At 66.9% G+C, this 25,801-nt stretch carries 25 protein-coding genes; 11 read left to right on the top strand and 14 right to left on the bottom strand.

The window, feature by feature from the left end; all coding sequences use genetic code 11:
- The first annotated feature begins 1 nt into the window (after position 1).
- The 3 genes from fumC (at position 2) to IFT60_RS18910 (ending at position 2,087) form a co-directional block, all read left to right on the top strand.
- The gene (gene fumC / locus IFT60_RS18920) at positions 2 to 1,396 is read left to right on the top strand and encodes a class II fumarate hydratase (protein ID WP_192054429.1); all 1,395 of its coding nucleotides are present in this window, start codon (positions 2 to 4) and stop codon (positions 1,394 to 1,396) included.
- Between the two features lie 87 nt (positions 1,397 to 1,483).
- Positions 1,484 to 1,696, top strand: coding sequence for an RNA-binding S4 domain-containing protein (locus tag IFT60_RS18915; protein ID WP_192054427.1), 213 nt, complete (start codon positions 1,484 to 1,486; stop codon positions 1,694 to 1,696).
- 106 nt (positions 1,697 to 1,802) lie between these two features.
- Positions 1,803 to 2,087, top strand: coding sequence for a DUF883 domain-containing protein (locus IFT60_RS18910; protein WP_192054425.1), 285 nt, complete (start codon positions 1,803 to 1,805; stop codon positions 2,085 to 2,087).
- A gap of 276 nt (positions 2,088 to 2,363) precedes the next feature.
- Here the strand turns inward: IFT60_RS18910 and IFT60_RS18905 are convergent, their stop codons facing one another.
- From IFT60_RS18905 to IFT60_RS18875, 7 genes are all read right to left on the bottom strand, one after another.
- Positions 2,364 to 2,564 carry a YjfB family protein gene (locus IFT60_RS18905; RefSeq protein WP_192054423.1) on the bottom strand — a complete coding sequence of 67 codons (201 nt, stop codon included), beginning with the start codon at positions 2,562 to 2,564 and terminating at the stop codon, positions 2,364 to 2,366.
- Between the two features lie 53 nt (positions 2,565 to 2,617).
- Positions 2,618 to 3,148, bottom strand: coding sequence for a molybdopterin-guanine dinucleotide biosynthesis protein B (mobB, locus tag IFT60_RS18900; RefSeq protein WP_374001169.1), 531 nt, complete (start codon positions 3,146 to 3,148; stop codon positions 2,618 to 2,620).
- A 4-nt stretch (positions 3,149 to 3,152) separates the two neighbouring features.
- A complete protein-coding gene (locus IFT60_RS18895; protein ID WP_192054421.1) occupies positions 3,153 to 4,013 on the bottom strand; it encodes a general secretion pathway protein GspB in 861 nt (286 codons plus the stop codon).
- Positions 4,014 to 5,612, bottom strand: a complete 1,599-nt coding sequence (locus tag IFT60_RS18890) for an ExeA family protein (protein WP_192054418.1) — start codon at positions 5,610 to 5,612, stop codon at positions 4,014 to 4,016.
- A gap of 6 nt (positions 5,613 to 5,618) precedes the next feature.
- A complete protein-coding gene (locus tag IFT60_RS18885) occupies positions 5,619 to 6,089 on the bottom strand; it encodes a hypothetical protein (RefSeq protein ID WP_374001170.1) in 471 nt (156 codons plus the stop codon).
- Positions 6,086 to 6,271 carry a hypothetical protein gene (locus IFT60_RS18880; protein ID WP_192054416.1) on the bottom strand — a complete coding sequence of 62 codons (186 nt, stop codon included), beginning with the start codon at positions 6,269 to 6,271 and terminating at the stop codon, positions 6,086 to 6,088. The genes IFT60_RS18885 and IFT60_RS18880 overlap by 4 nt, the downstream gene beginning before the upstream one ends.
- A 77-nt stretch (positions 6,272 to 6,348) precedes the next feature.
- Entirely contained in the window at positions 6,349 to 7,173 is an 825-nt protein-coding gene (locus IFT60_RS18875) for a metal-dependent hydrolase (RefSeq protein WP_192054414.1), read from the bottom strand.
- Between the two features lie 161 nt (positions 7,174 to 7,334).
- On the opposite strand from IFT60_RS18875, the gene IFT60_RS18870 reads away from it, so the two are divergent.
- Positions 7,335 to 8,675 carry a head GIN domain-containing protein gene (locus tag IFT60_RS18870; protein WP_192054412.1) on the top strand — a complete coding sequence of 447 codons (1,341 nt, stop codon included), beginning with the start codon at positions 7,335 to 7,337 and terminating at the stop codon, positions 8,673 to 8,675.
- A gap of 13 nt (positions 8,676 to 8,688) precedes the next feature.
- Here IFT60_RS18870 and IFT60_RS18865 read toward each other — a convergent pair whose 3' ends face one another.
- The 5 genes from IFT60_RS18865 to IFT60_RS18845 all read right to left on the bottom strand — a co-directional run bounded on the left by IFT60_RS18865 (position 8,689) and on the right by IFT60_RS18845 (position 13,164).
- The gene (locus tag IFT60_RS18865) at positions 8,689 to 10,134 is read right to left on the bottom strand and encodes a sulfatase-like hydrolase/transferase (protein ID WP_192054410.1); all 1,446 of its coding nucleotides are present in this window, start codon (positions 10,132 to 10,134) and stop codon (positions 8,689 to 8,691) included.
- A gap of 209 nt (positions 10,135 to 10,343) precedes the next feature.
- Positions 10,344 to 11,600 (bottom strand): MFS transporter, encoded by a 1,257-nt coding sequence (locus tag IFT60_RS18860; protein ID WP_192054408.1) that lies wholly within the window; start codon positions 11,598 to 11,600, stop codon positions 10,344 to 10,346.
- 109 nt (positions 11,601 to 11,709) lie between these two features.
- Entirely contained in the window at positions 11,710 to 12,363 is a 654-nt protein-coding gene (locus tag IFT60_RS18855) for a TMEM175 family protein (protein WP_192054406.1), read from the bottom strand.
- Positions 12,364 to 12,415: 52 nt separating this feature from the next.
- Positions 12,416 to 12,652 (bottom strand): helix-turn-helix domain-containing protein, encoded by a 237-nt coding sequence (locus tag IFT60_RS18850; protein WP_192054404.1) that lies wholly within the window; start codon positions 12,650 to 12,652, stop codon positions 12,416 to 12,418.
- Positions 12,652 to 13,164, bottom strand: coding sequence for a hypothetical protein (locus IFT60_RS18845; protein WP_192054402.1), 513 nt, complete (start codon positions 13,162 to 13,164; stop codon positions 12,652 to 12,654). The genes IFT60_RS18850 and IFT60_RS18845 overlap by 1 nt, the downstream gene beginning before the upstream one ends.
- A gap of 98 nt (positions 13,165 to 13,262) precedes the next feature.
- On the opposite strand from IFT60_RS18845, the gene IFT60_RS18840 reads away from it, so the two are divergent.
- From IFT60_RS18840 to IFT60_RS18810, 7 genes are all read left to right on the top strand, one after another.
- Entirely contained in the window at positions 13,263 to 14,078 is an 816-nt protein-coding gene (locus IFT60_RS18840) for an alpha/beta hydrolase (RefSeq protein WP_192088033.1), read from the top strand.
- A gap of 322 nt (positions 14,079 to 14,400) precedes the next feature.
- On the top strand, positions 14,401 to 15,276 hold the full coding sequence (locus IFT60_RS18835) for a glucosamine kinase nucleotide-binding domain-containing protein (RefSeq protein WP_192054398.1): 876 nt from the start codon (positions 14,401 to 14,403) through the stop codon (positions 15,274 to 15,276).
- Entirely contained in the window at positions 15,273 to 16,358 is a 1,086-nt protein-coding gene (gene nagA, locus IFT60_RS18830) for an N-acetylglucosamine-6-phosphate deacetylase (RefSeq protein ID WP_192054396.1), read from the top strand. Before IFT60_RS18835 ends, nagA begins: the two co-directional genes overlap by 4 nt.
- A 20-nt stretch (positions 16,359 to 16,378) precedes the next feature.
- Positions 16,379 to 17,389, top strand: coding sequence for an SIS domain-containing protein (locus IFT60_RS18825; protein WP_192054512.1), 1,011 nt, complete (start codon positions 16,379 to 16,381; stop codon positions 17,387 to 17,389).
- 4 nt (positions 17,390 to 17,393) lie between these two features.
- Positions 17,394 to 18,998, top strand: coding sequence for a beta-N-acetylhexosaminidase (gene nagZ, locus IFT60_RS18820; RefSeq protein WP_192054394.1), 1,605 nt, complete (start codon positions 17,394 to 17,396; stop codon positions 18,996 to 18,998).
- Between the two features lie 223 nt (positions 18,999 to 19,221).
- Positions 19,222 to 20,562, top strand: coding sequence for a tetratricopeptide repeat protein (locus tag IFT60_RS18815; protein WP_192054392.1), 1,341 nt, complete (start codon positions 19,222 to 19,224; stop codon positions 20,560 to 20,562).
- Between the two features lie 134 nt (positions 20,563 to 20,696).
- Positions 20,697 to 21,767 (top strand): flavodoxin family protein, encoded by a 1,071-nt coding sequence (locus tag IFT60_RS18810; RefSeq protein ID WP_192054390.1) that lies wholly within the window; start codon positions 20,697 to 20,699, stop codon positions 21,765 to 21,767.
- Between the two features lie 316 nt (positions 21,768 to 22,083).
- Here IFT60_RS18810 and IFT60_RS18805 read toward each other — a convergent pair whose 3' ends face one another.
- Positions 22,084 to 22,881, bottom strand: a complete 798-nt coding sequence (locus IFT60_RS18805; protein ID WP_192054388.1) for a glucose 1-dehydrogenase — start codon at positions 22,879 to 22,881, stop codon at positions 22,084 to 22,086.
- Positions 22,882 to 22,975: 94 nt separating this feature from the next.
- Positions 22,976 to 25,726: a M16 family metallopeptidase gene (locus IFT60_RS18800; protein ID WP_192054386.1), complete on the bottom strand. Its 2,751-nt coding sequence runs from the start codon at positions 25,724 to 25,726 to the stop codon at positions 22,976 to 22,978.
- Positions 25,727 to 25,801: the final 75 nt, after the last annotated feature.

The following is a 25,801-nucleotide window of genomic DNA, read 5'->3' as shown; positions in this document are numbered from 1 at the left end:
CATGGAAAACCGGATAGAAAAAGACAGTTTCGGCCCGATTGACGTCCCGGCCGACCGCCTCTGGGGTGCCCAGACACAACGTTCGCTGCACCATTTCCACATCTCGACCGAACGCATGGCGCCGGAACTGGTTGCTGCGCTGGCCCAGGTCAAGCGCGCCGCGGCGGCAGTGAACCGTTCGCTCGGCAAGCTGCCGAAGGACAAGGCCGACGCCATCATCGCCGCCGCCGACGAAGTGCTCGAGGGGCGCTATCCGGACGAATTCCCGCTGGCCGTCTGGCAGACCGGTTCCGGCACGCAAAGCAACATGAACATGAACGAGGTGCTGGCCAACCGCGCGTCCGAACTGGCCGGCGGCGAACGCGGCCAGACGCGTCTGCTGCATCCGAACGACCACGTCAACATGGGCCAGTCGTCGAACGACATCTTTCCCACCGCCATGCACGTGGCGGCGGCGCTGGCAGTATCGAAAGACGTGCTGCCCTCGCTGGCGCGCCTGCGCGCAACGCTGCAGATCAAGGCGCGCGACTTTGACGACATCGTCAAGATCGGCCGCACCCACCTGCAGGACGCCACGCCACTCACGCTGGGCCAGGAGTTTTCCGGCTACGTCGCCCAGCTCGAATTTGCCGAAGGCGCGATCCGCGCGTCGCTGCCCGGCCTGCTGGCACTGGCGGCCGGCGGCACGGCGGTCGGCACCGGCCTGAACGCCCACCCCGACTTCGCCCCGCGCATCGCCGCCGAACTCGGTTCGCGCACGGGCCTGGCGTTCAAGACGGCGCCCAACAAGTTCGCGGCGCTGGCCGGGCACGACGCGCTGGTCGCCAGCCACGGCGCCTTCAAGACGCTCGCCACCGCGCTCATGAAAATCGCCAACGACGTGCGCTGGATGGCGTCCGGTCCGCGCTCGGGCCTGGGCGAAATCACGATCCCGGAAAACGAACCGGGCAGCTCGATCATGCCGGGCAAGGTCAATCCGACCCAGTGCGAAGCGCTCACCATGCTGTGCTGCCAGGTCTTCGGCAACGACGTCGCGCTGACGGTCGGCGCCTCGCAGGGCAATTTCGAACTGAACGTGTTCAAGCCGATGATCGCGCATAACTTCCTGCAGAGCGCGCGTTTGCTGGCCGACGGCATGCGTTCCTTCGAAGAGCATTGCGCGCGCGGCATCCAGCCCAACCACGCCCGCATCGGCGAGCTGATGGAGCGCTCGCTGATGCTGGTGACCGCACTGGCCCCGCACATCGGGTATGATGCCGCCGCCCAGATTGCCAAGCATGCCCAGCACGAGGGCATCACCCTGCGCGAGTCGGCGCGGCAGTCGGGACTGGTCAGCGAAGAACAGTTCGACCAGTGGATCGTTCCGATGGATATGACACGGCCCGATCCGGAGTAAGTGTTCCCTGCGGCGCACTGTTGAGTTTGCCTTGGTTGCGCCTTGGCAAGCTCAACCGTGCGCCGTGCAATTTTTCCTGAGGATAGTATGCAAAAGACAACTTTCGAACTGACATCCGAGTTCGTCGAACTCAACCAGCTGCTGAAACTGGTCGGCCTGGTCGACAGCGGCGGCGCCGGCAAGAACATGGTAGCCAGCGGTGTGGTGTCGGTCGATGGCAAGAAGGAACTGCGCAAGACCGCAAAGATTCGCACCGGACAGACCGTGACCGTGGGCGACGTGCGGATTTCCGTGCAGTAGGCGGACTACCGGCCTCTACGGCGCACGTTTGCGCGCAGACAAACGCGACCGGTGGTCCTTGTTTTAATTTTAAGACGTGACCAACCGTCTTTTAAGGGTGAAGGCAATGGAAACCCCGGAAGAAAACCCGCAAACGCAGGAAAGGCTGATCGGCGACCTGCGCCTCGTCATCGAGAACGCGCAAGAATTGCTGAAAAACACCGATCAATACACGAGCGTCCTCTACCAGAACGCGCGCGCCAAGCTGGCCATGGCCCTGAATGCCGCCAACGAAGAGCTCGAGCGCTTCGAAGACGCGCAACTGTGCCGCATGATGGAAGCGACCCGCCTCGCGACCGAGCATTGCGCCGGCATCACCGGCGAAGAGCGCATCCTGCGCGCTTTCCATTGAGTTCACCGCGGCGCCGGCCTGGCGCCGCGTTATTCCTTCGGACGCCCTGTGCGGTGTCGCGAACGACCTTGCCTGATCAGGCGATTTCTTCCGGTATTCGTAGGGTGGACTCCTGAGTCCACGCGGTACGGCGCCTGCGTAACGACGAAGCAAACGATGTACCGCGTGCGCTCGAAAGCGCACCCTACGAGTTCTTTCTAACGGCGCCGTCAAGGATTAACCAGTACACCCGTGGAGTCAGGACTCCACCCTACAAAAGCTGCAGTTCGTCGAGGCTCAAGCCGTGGTATTGATCGTCTTGCCCAGGTGCGCCGGCAGGTTCTGCGCCGGCTGGGGCGGGGTGATGCCGGAGAGAAGCTGGCTCATGTGCGCCTGTTGCATGTCCTGCTGCTTCTTCAGCATGGTGACTGCCACTTCGTCTTTCCGGCCGGTCTCTGCAATAGTAGTGGACAACTTGGCGATGCTGGTGACGTCCATGACGGTCTCCTGTTGAGGGTTATCCGTCATTAACGGTTATTTCGCTGGAAACTTTAGGCGTGCTTATCCAACCATGCGCTGAGCCAACGCAAGACGTCCTCCGGCGCATTCAGGTCGAGCCAGGCGGCGCGGACGCCCGGCGGCGCCGGGCCGTCGGAGGCCACCGCCACCACCTGCGGATCGTCGGGGTACAGCGGCGCGCGTCCCAGCGCCGGGCGATAGACCTCGAGCTTGGGCAGCGGCTCCCATTTGTAGCCCTCGACCAGGGTCAGGTCGGCCGGCGCCAGGCGCGCCAGTTGTTCGGCCAGGGGCGGTTCCGCCGCCCCGCGCAGTTCGCGCAGGATGGCGTAGCGGTAGGGCGAGGCGATCATGACCTCGGCCGCGCCGGCCATGCGCAGGCGCGCGCTGTCTTTGCGCGGTGGCTCGAGTTCGATGTCGTGGTGGCTGTGCTTGACCACGTTGACGCGCAGACCACGCGCCGCCAGGCTCCCAACGAGAAACTCGAGCAGGGTCGTCTTGCCGCTGCCCGACCAGCCGACCACGGCCAGCACGGCAGGTGTACGGGCAACAGCATGCGCAGACACGGGATCAGTAACCGACACGATAGCGGGTACCCCGGTAATTCATCACCGCGTATTTCGGCATCAGGCGCTCCAGCACCAGGCCGGGCGCCACCTCTTCGCCTTCGCGGCGCAGCGTCTTGTCGATCAGCAGCAGCCGGTCGGCGGGATTGGGCGAATAGATGTAGCCGCCGACGGCGACCTTCGGCACTTCGCGCTGTATCGCTTCGGGCAATTGCTGCAGCGTGCGCAGGGTTTCTTCGGCGACCGGATCTGCGGCGCGTGCCGGTGCCGCCGGCGGCTCGGGGGCGCGTGCCGGCGCCGGCAGGTAGACCGCTTCGGGCGCTGCGTCGCGCGCGGCGGGCGCCGCTGGGGATGCGACCGGAATACGCGGCGCTGCAGACGCAGCCGATGCCGGGGGTGCGGCAGGCCGCGCGGCAGCTGGCGGCGGGGCTGGTGCGGCGACCGGCGATGGAGCTTGCGGCGTAACGGCAGCCGCACCGTTCATCTGGCTGGCGCGCGGTGGCGCACTTGGCGCCACCTGCGTGTCGACAACCGGAGGCGCATCCGCCACAGCAACCGACGGCACCGCTGGCGCCGGCGCCGGCGCCGCAGGCGGCGCAGCGCCTTGCATGGCCATGTTGCCGGCCGTCGTACTCGCCTGCGCCAGCACCGCCGGCTCCCCTCCGGGCGTGTTGGAACGCCACACGATCCCCATCACCAGGGCCGCGGCGACGGCGCCCGCCCCCAGGCCGATCAGCAGTGGCTTGCGGCTGGCCGTGGCGGCGGCGGCCGGCACGTGCACCGGGGCCGGCGCATGGATATCGGGCGCATTGCCCAGCTGGCGTTCGGCTTGTGCTTTTTTGAGTGCTTCGAGAATGTACGACATTTAGTGTCCCGTCCCGGTGGCGGCGAGCAGGCGCGGCTCGGCGACCCCGCTCAGCTGGTTGAGGCGCATGTAGGTGCGCGGTCCGGCGACGCCGTCCGCCTTCAGGTTCTGTTTCGCCTGGAAGCTGCGCAGCAAATCCTGGGTGCGCGCATTGAACGGTTGCTGCGCCGGCGGCGCGGCGGCTCGGACGAGCTGGGCCAGGCGCGCGGCCAGCCAGTCGACGTCCGCGCCCTGGTCGCCCGGCGCCAGGTGGTCGCGGAAGGCGCGCGGCATTTTCCAGAAGGTCGTGTATTCGCCGGTAAAGCGCGGCACCAATGCGGCGAGCTCGACCCGTTCGCGTTTTCCTGCATCCTTCCCGCTACCCAGCAAGGTCACGCTGCGTTCGTCCATGCCGACCAGCACCGCATAGCTGGTGGAACGGCCCTCGCGCAGGGTGATCACGGCTGGGCGGTCGAGCTGGCGCAATTCGTAGATGCCGCCGCGGCCCGCATGGCAGCGCAAATCGAACCGGAACGCGACCTGGCAAGGTTCGCCGGCCGGCAAGGCGGCGCCCCAGAGCGTGCCGAGGGCGCGCAAGGCCGACGCTTCATCGGCGTGGGCGCGCGGCAAGGCGGTAGCCGGCGCCGCGGCGGGTGCGATCGTCCCCTTCGCCGCGACCACTGGCGCTTCCACCGGCGCGGCGCGGTGCGGCAGCACCTGCCAGGCGGCAGCCGCGCTGAGTGCGGCGCCGGCCAGCAGCGCGCCGGCCACCAGCGGCCAGCGTGCCGGACGCGCTGGCGCCGCCGCGTCTCCCGCAAACACTTCCTCGGCCGCCCTGGCCAGGATGGTGCGCGTCACCTCGCGGCTGTTTTCGACGTAGGCGCCGAGCAGCGCGCGGTCGCACAACAGGTTGATGCGGCGCGGCACACCACCGGTGAGGCGGTGCACCTGCGCCACGACCGCGGCCGGGAACACGGGTGCGCCCTGGCTTCCGGCCACCGCCATCCGATGCGCGATGTAGGCGCCCGTTTCGGGCTCGCTCAGCGGCCCCAGGTGGTAGCGCGCGATCACGCGCTGCGCCAGTTGCTCCAGTTCCGGACGCGCCAGCATGGTGCGCAATTCGGGCTGGCCGATCAGGATGATCTGCAGCAGCTTGCGCTCGCTGGTTTCCAGGTTGGTCAGCAGGCGCAGCTGTTCCAGCACGTCCGGCGCCAGGTTCTGGGCTTCGTCGATGACGAGCACGTTGTTGCGCCCTTGCGCGTGCGATTCCAGCAAATACGCGTTGATCGCATCGACATACCCCTTGACGCCCCCTTCCCCGCCGGGCGCGGCGATGCGGAACTCTTCGCAGACCGATTGCAGCAGTTCGCCCACGGTCAGCTTGGGGTTGAAGATATACGCCAGGCGGCAATTGTCGGGCACCTGTTCGATGAAGCAGCGGCAGACCGTGGTCTTGCCGGCGCCGATTTCCCCGGTCAGCAGCACGAAACCGCCGCCGCTGTTGATGCCGTACAGCAGGTGCGCCAGCGCCTCGCGGTGGCGCTCGCTCATGAACAGGTAGCGCGGGTCGGGGGCGATCGAGAACGGCGCCTGCTTCAGGTTGAAATAATTGGTGTACATGCGGAGCTAAGGACCTGGCGGAAGGGGTTTGTACCTCGCGCAGTATATTTTGGATTTATCGTTGTGATAAGCGATGACGCTGCCCGGATTCGACACCCGCAACGGCGTCTGCGACGCATCAACTGCTTTGTGGCGCACGCCCACCGCCGCGTGGATTGCCGCTTCCAGTTCTTCCGGCTTGCTGTCGATCACCGCGGCAATGAACACCGTCGGGTCGGTGTCGTCGCTGACCATCAGTTCGAGCACCTGCTTGCCCCACAGGGTCGCGTCGCCCTTGAACCAGAAGGCCCCGCCCTCGTGCTTGACGGCGGGACCGAAGGCAGCAGTCATATAGGAATGAAAAAAGGCGTTGTCGAGCTGGCTGCGGCACAGCAGCGCGCTGCCGATCACGGGGCCGAAGGTCGAGGGCAGCGCCTGCGCCGCCGAGCACGCGAGCGCCAGCAGCACGCTGGCGGCGGCGCGGCGCACCTGGGTCACAGCTTCGACAGCCAGTTGCGGTTGGCGGCGATTTTCGCCTTGGCCGATGCCGGCAAGGCCTCGTAGCAGCCGGGATGCTGCTTGAGCGCATTTTCGCGGACCTCTTTTTCGAGGCCATTCACGATAAACACGTAGACGGTAGCGCCCTCTCTGTTCTTGCGCGTGCCCATGTAACGAATCACTTGTTTCTCCTCACTCGACATGCGCATTATGACACTTGCGGCCGCCGAGGACAGCGCCGTCGCCGCGCGGTGACCTTTCAGACGCTTGCCGGACGCACCGGCCGCCACGCCGTATTGTTGTGCTCGAGCCACGCTGCGATCAGCTGGCGGTTGTCGTGCTGCCAGGGGTGGAAGGATGGCGAGAAATATTCCAGTGCCGGTTTCGGCAGGTGCCAGGCCAGTCCGTTGCGGCCGAACCAGATTTTCAAGGCATTGCCCCAGGTACGCGCCTTGAACAGTTGGCCGTCGCGATGCAGGTTGAAAGCGGTCTGCAAAAAGGTCTCGAAGGCAAACATGACGCTGACGTGCACGTACCAGAGCACGCGCCGCCAGTAGCCCCCGCCTGCCGCCCGGTAGGCGTCGAAGGCAACGCCCTTGTGTTCGGTTTCCTCGACCGCATGCCAGGACCAGACGGTGCGCATGCGCGGCTCGGCGCCTTCCAGCCATTCCGGGTGGCGCAGCACGCCGTCGGCCAGCATCGCCGTGTAATGCTCGAGCGCGCAGGTGATCGCCAGCCGGCTCAGCACGCTCATGCGGTCGATGCGGCGCATGCGCTTGCGGGTGGCAGCCTCGCGCGTGTACGGCAAGCCCTGGCGCTCGAGTTCCTTGTTGTACTGCACGTGGATGTGGCGGTGGGTCGCTTCCTGGCCGATGAAATCTTTTACTTCCGCACGCAGCGCCGGGTCTGTCAGGCATTCCTGCGGCACGGCGCGCACGGCGTCGATGAACAGTTGTTCGCCGAGCGGGAAACTCATCGACAAGGCGTTGAACAGCTGGGTGCGGTAGGCGTCGCCGCCATTCCAGTGGCGGCCGAAACCCTGCGACAGGTCGACCTCGATCTTGCGGATGGTGAGTGTGGACATGCGAAATCCTTTCGTCTGGCGGACGCACGCGGCACCGTTCGGCGCCCGTTTTCGATCGTCCATACCGTGATTTTGCACGTCTATCGGTTGGGCTGCACGCACCACCTCGCTTTGGCCTATCGTGCCTGTTCCCAGCCATACAAAAACAACAAAGGAAACCCATGAACATCAAGCACACCGCCCTCGCCGCCCTCTTCCTCTGCGCGGGTGTCTCCGGCATGCAGAGCGTGGCGGCCGAGCAGCCCCGCAGCAGCGCCGCTACCACCACCCAGCGCCCGGTCGGCGCCTTCAATGCCATCGAACTGGCGGGACCGTTTCGCGTCGTCGTGACCGAAGGCGCGCCGCGCCTGGAACTGTCGGGCGACCCGAAACAGCTGGCCGAGATCGAGACCGAAGTGCGCAACGGCACGCTGGTCGTACGCCAGCGTTCGCGTTCGGGCTGGAATTTCCACTTCGGCAAGCGCGACCAGCCCGAGACCGTCGTGCGCATCGGCGTCACCGGCCTGAAAAGCCTGACCAACAGCGGCAGCGGCGACGTCGAGCTGGACGCGGTCAGGGGCGAGCGCTTCGCGCTGACCGCGCACGGCCCGGGCGACATCCGTGCCCGTGGCGACGCCAAACTGTTCGAGGTGAACAGCAGCGGCAGCGGCGACGTCGACCTGCGCCAGGTAAAGGCGAACAATGTCGCACTGTCGATGTCCGGTCCCGGCGACGTGCGCCTGGGAAGTGTCGGGAACGAACTGACGGCGCGCCTGAGCGGCTCAGGCGACCTGGAAGCGCTGGAACTGCGCCTGGCGCGCGCCGTGGCCCAGGTCAGCGGCCCGGGCAGCGCCAGGCTGCGCGGCAGCGCGCGCGACCTGCGCGTCGAGATGAACGGTTCGGGCGACCTCGACGCCTGCGACCTGCAGGTTGAACAAGTCAACAGCCGCCAGAGCGGACCGGGCAATGCCTGCGTCGCCGGCGCCATCCGCCAGTTCGAGGCTGAAGTGAGCGGTTCCGGCGATCTCGAGGTCCGCGGCTTGCAGGCCGGCCGTGCCATGCTGCGCATGAGCGGCCCCGGCAGCGCGACCCTCGCCGGCAGCGCCGACGAACTGCGCGCCAACCTGAGCGGTTCGGGCGAACTCGATGGCGGTGGCTTGAGCGTGAAAAGCGCCACCATCGACAGCGGCGGCCCCGGCGACGTATCGCTGGCGCGCGTCACCGACACCCTCGACGCCTCGCTGCACGGTTCGGGCGACCTCAGCGCCAGCATCGACGGCAAGCGCGTGCAGCTCAAGATGCGCGGCCCCGGCAATGTCGAACTCGACGGCCGCGCCGAGCGCATCAGCGCCGAGCTCAGCGGTGCCGGCACGCTGCACGCGCGCCGCCTGACCGTACGCCAGACCGACATCGCCGTGCGCGGTCCCGGCAGCGCGGCGGTGAACCAGGTGCGCGAGGAAGCCGGCGGACGGCGCGAAGAGCTGGTGCAGGTCGAGCGTGGCGGGCAGCGCCGGCGCGACTGAGCGGTCTCCAGGTTCATGGCGGTCGGGGCGCGATCCACAGCGCCCGATAGCTGTCGGAGCGGTTCATGACCGACGCGCGCAGCTCGCGCAGGCGCTGCGGTCCCGGCTGGGCGGCGTGCTGGTTGAACGCGCTGTAACCGAGGCCGAGGCGCCCGCCCTCGACCGTGAAGCCGCTGAATTCGAGAATCGTGGGCAGGAAGTCGAAGTGCACCAGCTGCGCGCGGTTCCTGGCCGGCACCGCCGCGCCGATAAAGGCGTTGAACAGCGAGCGTTCCGGCAGGCGCGCGAGCTTGTGGGTCAGTGGATTGCGGCGCGCCAGGTGGTCGCCCAGGATCACGATATTCGTGTCCAGCAGATAGCCGCGCGCGGCGACATGCTCGACGAAGGCGGCGATGTCGCTGGCGCTGCAGCGGATCACGCCCTCGAAGCCGGCATGGCCGCGGCGCGCACAGCTGCGCGAGAGGTGGCCGAAGGGTTCGTGGCTGTCGACCGTCAGCAGCGTCAGGTTGAAAGGCTCGCCTGCCGCATGCAGTTCGCCGAGGCGCACGCGCGCACGGCTGAACAGGTCTTCGTCATACAAACCCCAACCGTTCATGGCGTTTTCCGGCACGCCGTCGCGCTGCCAATCCTCCCGTCCCAACACCTCGTGGTAGTGGTGGGCGCGTAAAAACTTCCCCTTCCCCGCGAACGTCGGCGAAGCCCCGCCCATGAACACGTTGCGGTAGCCGTGGCGGGCCAGGATATCGCTCAGGCAGACGGCGTTCGGCAGGAAGGCCTGCACCACGTCGCCTTGCGTGGTTTCGTCGAACACGGTGATGCGCTTGAGCGGCACGCCGCACTGGGTCGCCACCATGGCGGCGATCGTCCAGCCGGTGCCGGGCACCTGCTCGAACTGGGCGAAATGGCTGGCGTTGAGACTGCCGGCAGCGAGCTCGGTCAGGGGCGCGATCAGGTCGTCGCCAAAGACCGCGCGATCGCTGTAGCCCGCCTCCAGGCTCTCGACGTAGATCAGGATCAGGTTTTTCGGGTTGACGCCCTGCACTGCTACCCGGGCGGGCGGCACGTAATGCTGGCCGAAGTAATCGGGGCCGGCATTCGCGGCAACGAATTCCATGAGCGACAGCTGCGACAGCCAGAGGGCGATGGCCGCAACCAGCGCCGCGGCCGGCAGCGTGGCGCGCAGGCGCGCCGACAGCCACTTGCCGCGTGCAAGGACCCAGCGTTCCGCCAGCAGCACGCACACGAGCAGCAGCAGCGGCGCCACGACGCACCAGCGCACGAAGCGCCGCACCACGGCCGGATCGGACGCGCCCAGTCCCTCGGCGCCGAACTGCAGGTGGTAGCTGATCTGGTCGATGTCGGGCATGCCGAAATAGCGGTTGATCCAGTAGTTCCAGCACACCAGTAGGATGGCGACCAGGTAGACACCGCTGCGCATGACGGCGGCTGCGTGGTACACAAGTGTGCTGCTGAGAATCTTCATCGCTGGCGTGCGGGTCGTGGTCACCTCGAACTTGTAACCTGCCGTGCAAGCTGAGCGCATGCGGGGCGTCAGTCGTACTTGCCGAACTAAATGGACGTCGTTCGCGACACGAGCAAGCAGCAATAAAAAAGCACGCGGTCCGCAAAGGAGCGCGTGCTTTCATCGATTCCTTTGGTTGAATCGAATCAGCCCTTCACCGCCAGGGCCGGCCCCATCAGCGTAAATCCCTTCAAGGGCAGCCGCATCGACACCGCGGCCGCCGCCAGCAACAGCAAGCCCGCCGTACCGAACGCGACCCAGTGCGTGCCGAAGCGCTCGAAGGCCCAGCCGCCGAGCCAGGAACTGAGCATGGCGCCGACCTGGTGGCCGAGGTAGGCGGTGCCGTACATGAGGCCGACCAGGCGCACGCCGTAGATATCGGCCAGCATGGCCGAGGAAGTGGCGATGCTGCCCGCCCAGACCAGGCCACCGATGGCGGCGGCGATGTACAACTCCCAGTGGGTGCCGACCATGAGCAGCGCGAAAAAGCCCAGTCCACGCACGAAATAAATGGCGCCGAGGATGTTGCGGCGCGCCGTGCGGTCGGACAGCCGGCCCAGCACCAGCGTGCCGAGAATCGCCACCAGGCCGATCAGGCCGATGCCGTAGGAACTGGTCATGGCGTCGAAGCCATGGTCCATCAACATCGGTACGCCGTGGGTGCCCAGCAGGTTCATGCTGAAGCCGCAGGCGAACAGGCCGAACACGATTTTCAGGAACGGCGCGGTACGCACGGCGGCGGCGAAGCCGAGGCTGGCCTGGGCTGGCGGCGCCGTTTGCGGCATGCTGCCGGCCGCCGCCGGCAACAGGTCGGTGCCGGCCGGCGCGTCGTCGCGGATGATGAACAGTGCGGCCGGGATGGTGACCACGGCAAAGATGACGGCGAAACCCAGCAAGGTCTGCTGCCAGCCAACGCGGGCGATGGCCAAGGCGAGCACGGGCGTGAGCACCGCCATGCCGGCCATCGACCCGGTCGAGAGGAAGAACAGCGCCATGCCGCGCTGGCGCGTGAACCAGCGGCTGATGACCGGCGTCAGCGCCACCGGGCTGGTGAAGCCGAGGCCGAAGGACATCAGCACGCCGAAGGCAAGCAGGAAGGAGACCGGCGTGCGCGCCGTCACCGTCCACGCCGTCGACAGGAACACGATCGCCGTGCCGAGCAGGAGCACGAAACGCGTGCCGAGGCGCCCGACCAGGTAGCCGGCCAGCGGCATCGCCAGGCCGTAGCACAGCATGCCGACGCCGATGATCGAGGCCAGCAGGCTGCGGCTGAAACCCAGGTCTTCGGCCATCGGCAGGAAGAAGGGGCCGATGCCGAGGCGCATGCCGACGGTGAGCATGGTCAACAGGGTGGCGGCTGCAACGATGTTCCAACCGGGGTACCAAGGAGTGCGGGTCTTCATGAAATAGATTTGTCAGTGGAACGAGGTGCGCGGACAGCCGGCGGCGCCGATGCCCTTTCGACACTATATCGGAATTGTGAGCGAGCTCCGGCGCTGCCCGCTGCAGCCTTCAAGCCTGGTCGGCTGTTTCACGCACAACTGGCTGGCGCAAGCGCGCCGCACGCGCAGCCCACAGCAGCAGCGCACCGAACAGGCCGCAGGCGATCGGCGCGACGATTCCCAGCAAGGATGCGGCGGGAATGCACGAGATCGAAAACAAGGCCAGCGCGATCAGGTTGCGGCGGTGCGCGCCGCGCACTTCGGCCGGCGCCACGTCGGCGCGGATCAGCCCGCGGCGCATGGCCAGCAAGAAATACAGGGTTTGCGAGATCAGGATCAGTCCCAGCAAGGGCAAATACACCAGCAGCGCGGCCGTATTCCCGAGGAACATGTAGCGGCCGAACACGGCCGAGGCAAACGGAAACAGGCAGACCAGCGACAGGAAGGCGAGACTGCAACCGAGCAAGGCGCCATCGATCTCGCTGACCTTGTCCGAGAGCCGGTGATGCCAGATCCAGAACAGTCCAAGCAATGCAAAACTGACGAAATAGGCGCCGACGACGGAGCCATGGTGCATCAATGCGTGGATCAGTTCGCTCGCACTGCCGGGGTGCTCGAGTTCGGGCACCTTGATTTCCAGCGCCAGGATGGTCAGCGCAACGGCGAATACCCCGTCGATCAAGGGGTCCATCCGGTGCTTGGACAATTTGAATAGCGAACTCATACACCAAGTATCGTTTATTTTTGCTCTTTTGCAAATAATTCCGATGCCCGCCCTACATGTCCGGACCATCGTCGGCGAAAGGCTCGCCCGGCACGTAACGGAGGATGTCTCCCGGCTGGCAATCGAGCCGCTCGCAGATTTTTTCCAGCGTCGCAAAGCGCACGCCTTTTACCTTGCCCGACTTCAGCAGGCTCAGGTTCTGCTCGGTGATGCCGACATAGGCGGCCAGCTCCTTCGATTTCACCTTGCGCTGGGCCAGCAGGACGTCGAGTTCGATCACGATGGCCATCAGACGAAGCCCTCGTTGTCTTCGGCGATCCGGCGTGCCTCGTGCATCATCGACGCGACCACGAAGAACAGGGCGCAGATCAACACCAGCATCAGTTCTTCCGACGAGACCCCGACCTGCACGCCCTGCACGCCGCCGCCCAGGACATGGCGCCAGAGAAAGACGCGCAGCGCCGGCTCGATCACGGTCAGCACCAGCGTGCCCAGCAGCGCAGCGGCAAAGGCTTTCATGTGGCCGACGGTGCGCAGCGCGAACATGCGGCCGCCGGCGCAGGCTCCCAGCATGCGGTCCAGGCGCAGCAGCGCGTAGCCGAGCAGCAGCAAGGCAGGCAGCGCGCACAGGGCGCCGGCCCAGCGCAAATCTGGCGCCAGGCCGGCGACCGCATTTGTCTCCATTCCGCGCGGATAAAAATTCATGGTCACCGGTCCGACCTGGACCGGCTCGGGGAATATCCAGGACAGCAGGAAGTAGGCAAGCTGCAGCAAGGCCAGCAGGACCGACAGAAAACGCACAAGGCGGATGTGACGCCGTATTGACTTATCGTTAAACATTAATTTATTATCGTTTTACGTTAATTTTTTATTCCATAACAATCAGTATATCAGGAGGCATGATGCGAATTCCGCTGCTGGCAGTAGCGATGGGGTGTCTGGTGGCGGGATGCGCCCAGGTGCGCGTGACCGAGCGCCATTTCATCCGGCCCGATGCGGCTGGCAGCGTCATCGAACAGCGCCTGGCCAGCGCCGCCACCGACCTGGCGGTCGCGGGGCAGGACGGCGCGATGCTCAACGGCGTGCTGTTCGAACAGCCGGGTGCCCGCAGCACCATCCTCTACTTTGGCGGCAACATGTTCCACCTCGACCAGCACGGCGACGCATTGCTGCCCGTGTTGGGCGCCTGCGGCACCAATGTCGCGGTGTTCGACTACCGCGGCTACGGACGCAGCAGCGGCACGCCCACGGTCGCCAACATGCAGGCCGATGCGCTGGCCATCTTCGACGCGGTGAACGCGCGCTACCCGGGCCGCGTGATCGTGCACGGCCAGTCGCTCGGCGGCTTCATGGCCGCCCACGTCGCCGCGGCGCGGCCGGTGCTGGCGACGGTGCTGGAAACCACTGCCACCAGCGCCGAAGACCTGGTGTCGTCGAACATCCCGTGGTATGCCTGGCCCTTCGTGCGCATCGAGATGGACGCGTCGCTGCGCCAGGTCGACAACCGCAGCGCGGCCGCACGCTTCCAGTCACCGGCGCTGGTGATCACCGCCGGCCAGGACACCATGACGCCGCCCAAGCTGGGCAAGAAGGTGTTCGACGCCATCCCGCGCCAGGACAAGCAGTGGCTGCTGCTGGAAAAAGCCGGGCACAACAGCGCCCTGCGCAGCGAAGGCGCAGGCGCCGCCTACTGCCGCTTCGTACGCGGCGCCTGACCCGGTGCCCGCCATGCCGGCAGGGCTAGCCTCCGCCGGCATCGCCTGCTGGCATGGGTTTGCCTTGGCGGCCACCGTCTGTTGGTTAGTTACAAAATTGTTGGATGCAGGGCCGGCGCCAATATTTGCGACATCGTGTTTCGCAGCTCAGCAATACCACTTTGCATACCAGCGCCAGCCTTGCCGTTTCATAGGACGGCAGGACCGCCGACGCCCAGTCCCAATGGCCAGCGCACATGAAATACAATACCAATTAAATACCTGTTGACAAGCTCAACCCGCCTCCCTATAGTGCCCTGACCTCCCCGGCACTCATTTCCCCATGATCGAATATCTCATCGGCGTCGATGGCGGCGGCACCGGCACCCGCGTGCGCCTGACCGACCCCAACGGCGTCGAACTGGCGCAAGCATCCGGCGGTCCCTCCGGCCTTTCCCACGGTATCGCCAATGCCTGGACCACCATCCTCGGCGCCATCGGCGAAGCCTGCGCGGTGGCCGACGTCGGCTCCCCGCCCCTGTCCTCGATGGCGATCGGCCTCGGCCTGGCCGGCGTGCACAACAAGGACTGGGCGGCGCAATTCGTCGCCGCCGATCCCGGCTTTGCAGCGCTGGTGCTCGATACCGACGGCTTCAGCACCCTGATGGGCGCGCACGGCGGCAAGCCGGGCGCGATCGTGGCGATCGGCACCGGCAGCGTCGGCGAAGCGATGCTGGCGGACGGCAGCAAGGTCGAAGTCGGCGGCTGGGGCTTCCCGGCCGGCGACGAGGCCAGCGGCGCCTGGATGGGCTTGCGCGCGCTGAACCATATCGAGCAGGTGCTCGACGGCCGCGTGGCCGGCGGCGCGCTGGCGCGCGACGTGATCGCCGCCTGCGGCGGCAGCCGCGACGCGGTGCAGATCTGGCTGGGACGCGCCAACCAGACGGCCTATGCCGGCCTGGCGCGCTTCGTCGTCATGCACGCCGACGCCGACCCGGTCGCGCGCGCGATCCTGGAACACGCCGGCCAGGAAGTGGCGCAGATCGCCGAAGCCCTCGACCGCAGCCGCCGCCTGCCGCTGGCCCTGTGCGGCGGCCTGGGCGAGGTGCTGCTGGCTTACCTGCCGCCGGAAACGCGGGCGCGCTGCCTGCCGGCCCAGGGCGACTCCGCGCGCGGCGCCCTCTTCATGATCGAACGCCACCTGGAGCAGCACGGATGAACGGCAATATCCTCACCCCCGGCGGCTGGGTCCACGGCACGCTGCGCTTCGGCGCCACGGTCGACACCATCGAGGGCGACAAGGTCGATCCCGCCACCAACGCCGACGACTACATCCTGCCCGGCTTCATCGACCTGCACGTGCACGGCGGCGCCGGGCGCGACATGATGGAAGGCGGCGATGCGCCGCACGCGATCGCCGCCCTGCACGCGCGCCACGGCACCACCAGCCTGCTGGCCACCACCATGACCGCGCCGCCCGAGGACATCGAGCGCGCGCTGGGCGCCATCGGCGCCGCCTGCAGGGAGCGCGGCAAGCACGAAGCGCGCATCCTCGGCGTGCACCTGGAGGGGCCGTACATCAACGCCGCCAAACTGGGCGCGCAGCCGCCCTTTGCCAAGGAAGCCACGCTGGCCGAAGTCGAGGCCTACGAGCGCTTGGCGCCGCTGCGCGTGATCACGGTCGCGCCCGAGATCCACGGCCACCTGGAACTGGTGCGCACGCTCGCCGAAGAAGGCATCCGCGTGCAGATCGGCCATACCAGTGGCTCGTACGAGGATGGCGTGGCCGCGCTCGAACACGGCGCCGCCGGCTTTACCCACCTGTTCAATGCGATGCCCGGCCTGCACCACCGCGAACCGGGCATGGTCGGCGCCGCGCTGGCGCATGCGCAGTACGCCGAGATCATTCCCGACCTGCTGCACGTGCATCCGGGCGCGATCAAGGTGGCGCTGCGTTCGATCCCGCATCTGTTCTGCGTGACCGATTCGACGGCGGCCGCCGGCATGCCGGACGGCGAATACATGCTCGGGCGCCAGGTCGTCCATAAATGCATGGGCGGCGTGCGCCTGCTTGATGGCACCCTGGCCGGCTCCACGCTGACGATGGATGGCGCGCTGCGCAACCTGGTCAAGATCGGGCTGTCGATCGAAGAGGCCTCGCACCGCGTATCGACCAATGCCGCCGACTACCTCGGCGAAACCCGGCGCGGGCGCCTGGCGCCCGGCTGCCATGCCGACTTCGTCGTGCTCGACCGCGACCTGAACATCAAAGCCGTCTATATTGAAGGAGAAGCGCTGTGACCGAATCGACGACTTCGCTCATGCTGCAGGAAGCCATGTCCGCGGGCGATTGCGTCGCCCTGCAACTGTCGCAGGACGGCGAGCGCTATGCGGAACTGGGACGCACACTGCGCGCGGCCAGTTTCACCAGTGCCGTCACCGTCGCGCGCGGCAGCTCGGACCACGCGTCCGGCTATGTCGCCTACCTGATCATGTCGCGCATGGGGCGGCTGGTGACCTCGCTGCCGATGTCGCTGATCACGCTGTACAAATCGCCGCTGGTCACGCAGGGCACGCTGGCGATCGCGATTTCGCAGTCAGGCCAGAGCCCGGATGTGGTCGAACCGATCCAGTACTTCCGCGACGGCGGCGCCACCACGGTGGCGCTGGTGAACGACGCCGAATCGCCGCTGGCACAGAGCGCTGCCTGGACCATGCCCCTGCATGCGGGTAACGAGCACAGCGTGGCCGCCACCAAGAGTTTTATCACGAGCCTGGTCGCCGGTGCGCGCCTGGTGGCCGAATGGCAGGACGATGCCGAACTGAAGGCCGGCCTGGCCGCCCTGCCCGCCGACCTGCGCGCCGCCTCCCGGGTCGACTGGTCGGCCGCGATCGAGGTGCTGGCACCGGCGCGCAACATCATGGTGGTCGGACGCGGCATCAGCTTCCCGATTGCACTGGAAGCGGCGCTGAAATTCAAGGAAACCTCGGCCCTGCAGGCGGAAGCGTTTTCCGGCGCCGAGATCAAGCACGGCCCGATGGCGCTGATCGAAGACGGTTATCCCTTGCTGATCTTCGCCACGCGCGGACCGGCGCAGGCAGGCCTGGTGGCATTGGCGCTCGAAATGCGCGGGCGCGGTGCGCGCGTGCTGCTGGCCGCGCCCGAAGACGTCGCCGAACGCGACCTGACGCTGCCGGTGGCGGCCACGCCCGACCTCGACCCGATCGTCGCGATCCAGGCCTTTTATGTGATGGCAGCAAAACTGTCGAAAGCGCGCGGACTCGATCCGGACCGGCCGCGCCACCTGAGCAAAGTGACGAAGACGAATTAACGCCATGGACGACCTGAGACAACTCGCCGGACAGCTGATCATGGTGCGCCTGTTCGGCACCGAACTGGACGAAGACACCGCCGCTTTCCTGAAAAATAACCGCGTACGCGGCGCCTGCCTGTTCCGCCAGAACATGACGGATGCGGCGCAGCTGACACGTCTTACCGCCGGCCTGCGCGACGTCATGGGGCCGCAAGCCCTGATCGCGCTCGACCAGGAAGGCGGCGCCGTGGTGCGTTCGACCTGGGTGCCCGCGCCGCCGTCGGCGATGGCGCTGGGCGCGGCCAACGATCCCGAGCTGGCGCGCGAGGTTGGCGCCGCCGTGGCGCGCGCGGTGCGCTCGCTCGGTTTCAACTGGAACTTCGCGCCGGTGCTGGACCTGAACAACAACCCGCACAATCCCGTGATCGCCGAGCGCTCTTTCGGCGCCGATCCCGACACGGCCACGCGCATTGCCCTGGCCTGGATGGCAGGCAGCGAGCTTGAGGGCGTGGCCTGCTGCGTGAAGCACTTCCCCGGCCATGGCGACACCCACGTCGACTCGCACCGGGCGCTGCCGACCGTCGACAAGCCGCTGGCGGAACTGGAACGCTTCGAGTTCGCGCCCTTCCGCATGGCGGCCCAGGGAACCCGGGGTGGACACCCTGCACCGGCGATGATGACCGCCCACATCGTCTACCCCGCGCTCGACGCCGACTATCCGGCGACGATGTCGCGCACCATCCTGAGCGGCATCCTGCGCGAACAGTGGAATTACCAGGGCGTGGTCATTACCGACGGCATGGACATGCACGCGATCGCGCACCGCTACGGCGTCGGCCAGGCCGCCGTGCGTGCGCTGGTTGCGGGCGCCGACATGGTGATGGCGATCGGTTCGCGCGAAAACCAGGAGGAGACGGTTGCCGCGATCGCCGCCGCGATCGAGTCGGGCGAATTGCCGCTGGCCGAAGTGGAGGCACGCCTGGCGCGGCTGGACAAGCTGGCGGCGGCGTATCCAGCCGGCGGCACAGCGCGTCCGGCGGCGGGCATCGCGGCGGCGGGCGTTACCGCTGCGGCCAGTTGCGAGGTCATGACCGATGCCGCGCCTGGTGCCGCGCCTGGTCCGGATGAAGCGCCGATCTACTCCACCGACGACGCCGACCGCGCCCTGATGGCGCGCGCCTGGCAGCGCGGCCTGAGCAGCCGCGGCGCCGTGCGCCGTCCCGCGCCCGGCGCCCGCATCCGGCTGGTGGCGCGCCAGGACGTGGTCAGCGACGGCGTCTCGGAAGCCGGTGTGCCGGCGGCTGCCATCGCCGCCTCGCTGGCGCAACTGTTCGAGGTCGAGCTGGTCACCTTTGCCGACCCCGCCGGCTTCGACTGGCGCGCGCTGCCGCAGGATGGCCGCTTCACGATCCTGGCCTCGACCTCGCGCCGCCGCTACGACCCGGCCCTGCGCGCAAGCTGGCATCCCGACCTGCACCTGGCGCTGTGGAACCCCTACCAGGCGCTCGACTTCGACGCGCCGGCCCTGATGACCTATGGCTTCGCCGCCCCCGCCCTGGCCGCCGTCAATGCCTGGCTGGCGGGCGAGATCGAAGCGAGCGGCCAGTGCCCGGTGCCGGGTTTCTGAAGGAGCGCCGGCGTGGCTTGCCTTATCGTGTTTGAAACACGGTAACGCAATGTAACGCCGGCCCCGGCAGCGCCCTTCCTGCGGCACAATTGCGGCGCAGGGTGCCGCCGTCCGGGCACCAATTATGGGACAATGCCCGTTTGCTCAAGCTTGGCAAAAACGCCATCTTGCCGCGGATCGCATTTCTTGTTTTTCTCCGCTCATCTTTTTAGAAGGATCACTCATGTCCCATTTCCGCCTTGCTCGCCTGTGCCTGCTGCTGGCTGCCGTCGGCCTGAACACCGCGCCTGCCCTGATGACGAGCGCCCACGCCCAGAAGCAGGCAGCGCCCGCAGCAGCCGCGCCGGCCAACACGGTGCGTCCGGAGCTGTTCAAGCTGCTCGACTCGAACGCCATCCAGCAGCTGATCGCCGCCAAGAATGCGGCCGAACTGCAGACCCGCATCGCCCAGGCCGATGCGATTCCAAACAAGACGCCGTACGAGAACTACATCCTGAACCGGATCAAGATGGCGCATGCCTCGATGACCAACAACGAGCAGGCCATCCTGACCTCGGCCGAAGAAGTCGTCAATTCGGGCTTCGAGTCGAAGGAAAACCAGGCCAAGCTGGTGCTGGCCATCGCCAACATCCAGTACAACGCCAAGAACTACGCCGCCGCCAACGAACAGCTCAAGCGTTTTGAATCGCTGGGCGGCAACATGGCCGAGGCCCGTCCGCTACAGATCCGCTCCCAGTACCTGAACAAGGACTATGCCGGCGCCAAGACCCAGCTGCAGCAGCTGATCGCCGACACCGAAAAGGCCGGCAAGACCCCGTCGCAGGAAGACCTGAAACTGTTCATGAGCGCCGCGCACGAGACCAAGGATACGGCCGCCTACGAGAGCGCCGTCCAGAAGCTGGTGAGCTACTACCCGAGCGACGAATACTGGGGCGAACTGATTCGCGTGGGCGTGATCCGCAAGCCGGGCTTCAACCAGGACAACTACCTGCCGGTGCTGCGCCTCTACTTCGGCACCATGAAGACGCTGCGCGAGGAAGATTACGTCGACCTGGCCGAAACCGCCCTGCGCGACGGCTTCCCGACCGAAGCGAAGAACGTGCTGGATGCCGGCTACTCGGCAGGCGTGCTGGGCAAGGGCGGCAATGCCAAGGCCCACAACGCCCTGCGCGCCCGCGCCGAGAAAGGCGCCGCCGACGATGCGAAAAACATCGCCGCCGGCGAAGCCTCGGCCGCCAAGGCGAAGACCGGCGCCGGCCTGGTCAACCTCGGCTGGGCCTACTCGACGATGGGCCAGCACGACAAGGGCATCGGCTTCATCCAGCAAGGGATCGCCAAGGGCGGCCTGAAGCAGCCGGACGAAGCCAAGCTGCGCCTCGGCGCGGCCCAGGCCAAGGCCGGCCAGAAGGACGAAGCGATCAAGACCTTCGAAAGCGTCAAGGCCGGCGGCGGCCTGTCGGATGTGGCGCGCGTCTGGGTCATGACCCTGCGCCAGCCAACCGGCGCCACTGCAACGGCGACCACGGCGTCGACGACGACCGTGGCACCGGCGCCAGTGAAGTAAGCTTCTACCGGTACTGAAAAGCGGGCGAACGCCATTGGCGCCGCCCGCTTTTTTTATTTCCGCGACCGTACGCCAGCGCACATCGCCACCGATGGGCATTGCCGATAATCGGCCTTCATCATGAAGGGATGCATATGACAACGGTTCGCACGGGGCAGGCGCCACCACGGCTGGAGCGCGACGAGTTCCGCCGCAAATTCATGGACGGCTTTTTCGACCCGGCCTACCAGGAAGTGTCGAACGAACTGGCCGCCGTCGAGGAAGTCGCCTGGCAGGCCTACCAGGACAAGCGCAAGGCGCCGCGCACGCTCAAGGCGGGCGTCGGCTTCGCCGATCCCGACTACGACCTGTCGATCGAATGGAAGGCCGCGCGCGACCGTCTCCTCGCCGCCGAAATCCACCAGAAGAAGCCCGATACGCCCAGCCGCATCCTGCTCATCAACGCCTCCGCCCGCAACGACGGCAGCTGCCCCGGCGAGATGTCGAAGTCCTGGCGCCTGACCAAGATCGCGCGCGACACGCTGGCCACATGCGGCGTCGAGGCCGACCTGCTCGACCTGTCGCGCCTGACCTCCGACTACGACCGCCACATCCACCCCTGCAAAGCCTGCGCCTCGACCGCGATGCCGCTGTGCCACTGGCCGTGCAGCTGCTATCCGAACCACGCCGAGCGCCAGACCGGCGACTGGATGAACGAGATCTACGAACGCTGGGTGGCCGCGCACGGCGTCATCATCCTGACCCCGGTCTACTGGTACCAGACGCCCTCCACCCTGAAACTGATGATCGACCGCCTGGTCTGCGCCGACGGCGGCAACCCCGATCCCAGCTCGACCCAGGGCAAGGACGCGATGATGGCCAAGGAGATGGAACTGGCCGGCTGGGATTATCCGAAGCACCTGGCGGGCCGCGCCTTTGGCGTGGTCGTGCACGGCGACGTCGCCGGCATCGAAGGCACGCGCCGCTCGCTGTCGGACTGGCTGAACTGGATGGGACTGGTGGACTCGGGCAGCTTCGGTGCGCTCGACCGCTTCATCGGCTACTACGAATCCTACGCCGACAGCCACGAGACGCTCGACCGCGATACCGACGTCCAGGAAGAAGTGCGCAACGTGGCGCGGGCCGTGGCGCAGACCGTGCAGGACATCCGCGCCGGCCGCGTGGTGCCGCCGGCGGCGAAGTTGAAGGCGCCGCGGCCGAAGTGAAGCCGCGCTGTCTCTGGCATACCCGTAGAGTTTGTGAAAAAATCGTCAGGGCAAGGGATACGGCCGCCCGGCGCATCGTCGAAGACAGTACGAGGGTACGGCGAGACGATGCAACGCCGCCATGGCGTTTTTTTCACAAACTCGTAGGGTGGGCGGCTCCACCCGCAACGTTGCGTCGTAATACCGTATGCGCCGCCCACGCGGTGATCGTTGGCGGCTCCGCTCTCGTGCCGGATGATCTTGCTGCTAACGATCACCGCGTGGGCGGGGGACCCGCCCACCCTACGGTGTTCAACGGACCAGGACGCGGCGAGTATCAGATCGCGGTAAACCCACCATCGACCGACAACTCATGCCCGGTCACGAACGACGCCTGCTCCGAGCACAGCCACAACACCGCATGCGCGATCTCGGCCGGCTCGGCGAAACGCCCCATCGGATGCGCCGCGCGCAGCTTCTTTTCCAGCGCCGGCTCGCGCCCGACCGCACGCGCCAGCATCGGCGTGCGCACCGCGCCCGCGCACACCGCGTTGACGCGGATACCGTCCCTGGCGTGCTCGAGCGCCGCGCTCTTGGTCAGTCCGGCCAGCGCGTGCTTGCTGGCGGCGTAGACGCCCTGCCCCGGCGCGCCGACCGCGCCAAAGGCCGACGACAGGTTGACGATCGCGCCGCTGCCCTGCTGGCCCATCTGGCGCAGCTGGTATTTCATCGACAGCCAGGCGCCCTTGACGTTGACGTCCATGACGCGGTCGTAGACCGCCTCGTCGAGTTCGGCCAGCGTGCTGCCCTCCTCGAACAGCCCGGCGCTGTTGACGGCGCAGTCGAGGCGGCCGTAGCGCTGGACGGTCTTGTCGACCATCGCCGCCACCTCACTCCCCTGCGTGACGTCGGTCGCCACGAACAGCGCCTTGCCGCCGCCCTCGACGATCATCGCCGCGGTCGAATGGCCGCCATCGACGGCGACGTCGGCCACCACCACCGCGGCGCCGGCCCGGCCAAAGGCGAGCGCCACCGCGCGGCCGATGCCGCTGGCGGCGCCCGTCACCAGCACGACCTTGCCGGCGAACGACACGCCGGCCGGAATCTGCTGCTCCTGCACTTTCTTGCCCTTCATGAACTGCTCCTACCTCATCACCGACGCTTGTTGCTGGATAATTCCAAAGAGCAACATTCTAACGTCCCGGTGTGGATTCACCAAGAGGTGCAGTTCATGGCGCGGACTTTACCTTGCTCTGGTCGCCCGCCATCACCACCGACAGCTGCGCCGGGTCGATCGCCTTGCGGAAAGCGGCGTTCAGCTGCGCCAGCGTGACGGCCATCAGCTTCGCTTCGAACTGGCGCGACCAGTCGTAGGTGCGGTCGCGGTACAGGTAGGCGGTCCAGCCGGCGGCGACGGCACCGTCCTCGGCGCGCGTCTGCTGGCGCTGCTGCATCAGGCCCGATTTGGCGCCGGCCAGCTCAAGCGCGGTAAAGCCATCCTTCACCGCGCGCGCCAGTTCGGCGCGAATGGCGGCGTCGAGCCGCCCCAGGTTCTGTGGCGCGGCGATGGCGCTGATGCCGAAGGTGCCGGCGCGGTCGAGGTCGCCGGCGTCCAGCTGCGAGCCGCCGCCATACGACAGGCCATCCTTCTGGCGGATGCGGTCCATCAGGCGCGAGCGCAGGCCGCCCTCGCCGAAGATGTAATTGGCCAGCATCAGGGCCGGATAGTCCGGGTCGTCGATGTTCAGGTCGAGGTTCAGGCGCGCGGTATAAAAGCCGTTTTCCTTGTCCGGCGTGTCGAGCGTGGTCTTCAAGGGGGCGATGTCGGCGTGGCGGCGCAGCACCGGCGCCACGTTGGCCGGTGCACGCCAGGCGCCGAACAATTCGTCCACCAGCGGCGCGATGGCGGCCGCATCGAAGTCGCCGACGATCGCCATCTCGGCCGGCACGCTGCCGTAGAACTCGCGGTGGAAGGCGCGCAGGTCCTCGAGGCGCGCCGCGTTCAGTTCGGCCAGGTCTTCGTCGAAACTGTTCGCGTGGCGCACGTCGCCCTTCGGGTACAGGTCGAAATGGCGCGCCAGCGCACGCGCGGCCAGCGCCTGCGGCTCGGCGCGGCTCGCTTCCAGGCTGACCAGCGCCTGGCGCCGCAATTGCTCGAATTCGGCTGCCGGGAAGGCCGGCTCCTTGAGCACGTGCGCAACCAGGCGCAGGGCTTCCGGCAAGTGCTCGCGCGTGGTCTGGAAATGGGTCAGGCCGCCGGCGATTTTGAGGCGGTCGAATTCGTCGGCCAGCTGTTCGCGCGTGTAGCGGCTGGTGCCGCGCATCAGCATGGCGCCGGTCAGTCCGGGCACGGCGCCCTTGCCGAACAAATTCTGCTCGTCGCCAATGTGCTGGCGCAGGTTCACCGTCACCGCTTCGCCGCGGTTCTTCTTCGGCAGCAGCGCCAGCTTCACGCCGCCTTTGGTGACGAGCTGGGTGCGCTTCATGATGTTGTCCTGGGTCGGCTCGAAGTCTTCGGCGACCAGGGTCGAGGCTTGCGGCTTGAATTCTTTGAGGATGCTCTCGACGCTCGGCGCCGGCGGGATCACGGCGCGCTGCGGCGCGTCGTCGGGCAGGAAAGTACCGGTGACGCGGTTGTCGCGCCGGAAGTAGCGTTTCGCCACGCCCGCCACCTCGTCCGGCGTGATGGTCTTGATGCGCTCGCGGCCGGTGAAGAACAGGCGCCAGTCGCCCAAGGCGATCGTCTCCGACAGCGCCACGCCGACGCGCTGCGGATCGTTCAGGCTGCGCTCCATCTCGTTTTCGTACATGCGGCGGATGCGCGCCATCTCGTCGTTCGTCGGCGGCTTGTCGCCGAAGGTCTCGACCGCCTCGGTCAGCGCCGCGCGTACCGGCTCGAGCGGCTCGCCCTTCTTGACCACCGCGCCGATGTACTGCAGGCCGGGCGCATAGCCGGTTTCGCCGAAGGTGAACACCTGGCTCGCCTTGCCGGTTTCGACCAACTGCTTGTGCAGGCGCCCGGTCGGCACGTCGCCCAGGATCGCCGAGGCAAAGGCCATCACGTCGCTGTCGTCGTGCAGGCTGGACGGCACCTTGTAGCCGAGCATGACGATCTGGACGTCGCCCTGGCGCCGCACCGCGAAGCTGCGCTCGCCATCCTGGGTCGGCTCGACCGTCCAGAATGCGGGCAGCGTGCGCGCCGGTTTCGGGATGGCGCCGAACTGGCGCGCGATCTTCGCCAGCGTGGCATTCGGTTCGAATTTGCCGGCCACCAGCAGCACCGCATTGTCGGGCTGGTACCAGGTGCGATAAAACGCCTGCAGGTTGGCGATCCTGACGTTCTCGATGTCGCTGCGGTTGCCGATCGTCGAGCGGCCATAGCTGTGCCAGTCGTAGGCGATGCTCTGCATGCGTTTTACCAGCACGCCCGAGGGCGAATTCTCGCCGCTTTCGAACTCGTTGCGCACCACCGTCATCTCGGAGTCGAGGTCCTTTTGGGCGATGAAGGAACCGGTCATGCGGTCCGCTTCCATCTGCAGCGCCCAGTCCAGGTTTGCCGGCGAGGCCTGGAATACTTCGTAGTAATTGGTGCGGTCGAGCGAGGTGGTGCCGTTGAAATCCATGCCGCGGTCGGCGAACTGGCGCGTGATGTCGGGGTTCCTTTTCGCGCCCTTGAACAGCAGGTGTTCGAGCAGGTGCGCCATGCCGGTCTCGCCATAATTCTCGTGGCGCGAGCCGACCAGGTAAGTGACGTTGACGGTGACGGTGGGACGCGAGTTGTCCGGGAACAGCAGTACCTTCAAGCCGTTCGCCAGCCGGTATTCGGTGATGCCTTCGACCGAGGCGCCGAGGGTGACGCCTTTTGGTAAGGTTGCCTTGGGCGCGCCCAGGACGGTGCCGGCGGCGAGGAAAGTGCACGCGGCAAAGGCGCCCGCGATCAGGTGCGCGGGCAGGCCGCGCTGGTAGCTCGTCGAATTCATGTCATCCCGTCAGTAGCATGCACCGCCTGTGCGGCGCCAAGCGGCGATGGTAACAGATGGTTGCACGGGATGATG

The organism is Massilia sp. CFBP 13721 (genome assembly GCF_014842025.1).
Classification (GTDB): Bacteria; Pseudomonadota; Gammaproteobacteria; order Burkholderiales; family Burkholderiaceae_D; genus Telluria.
The sequence above is the reverse complement of the archived record's forward strand: the minus strand, read 5'-3'. Positions and strand labels throughout refer to the sequence as shown.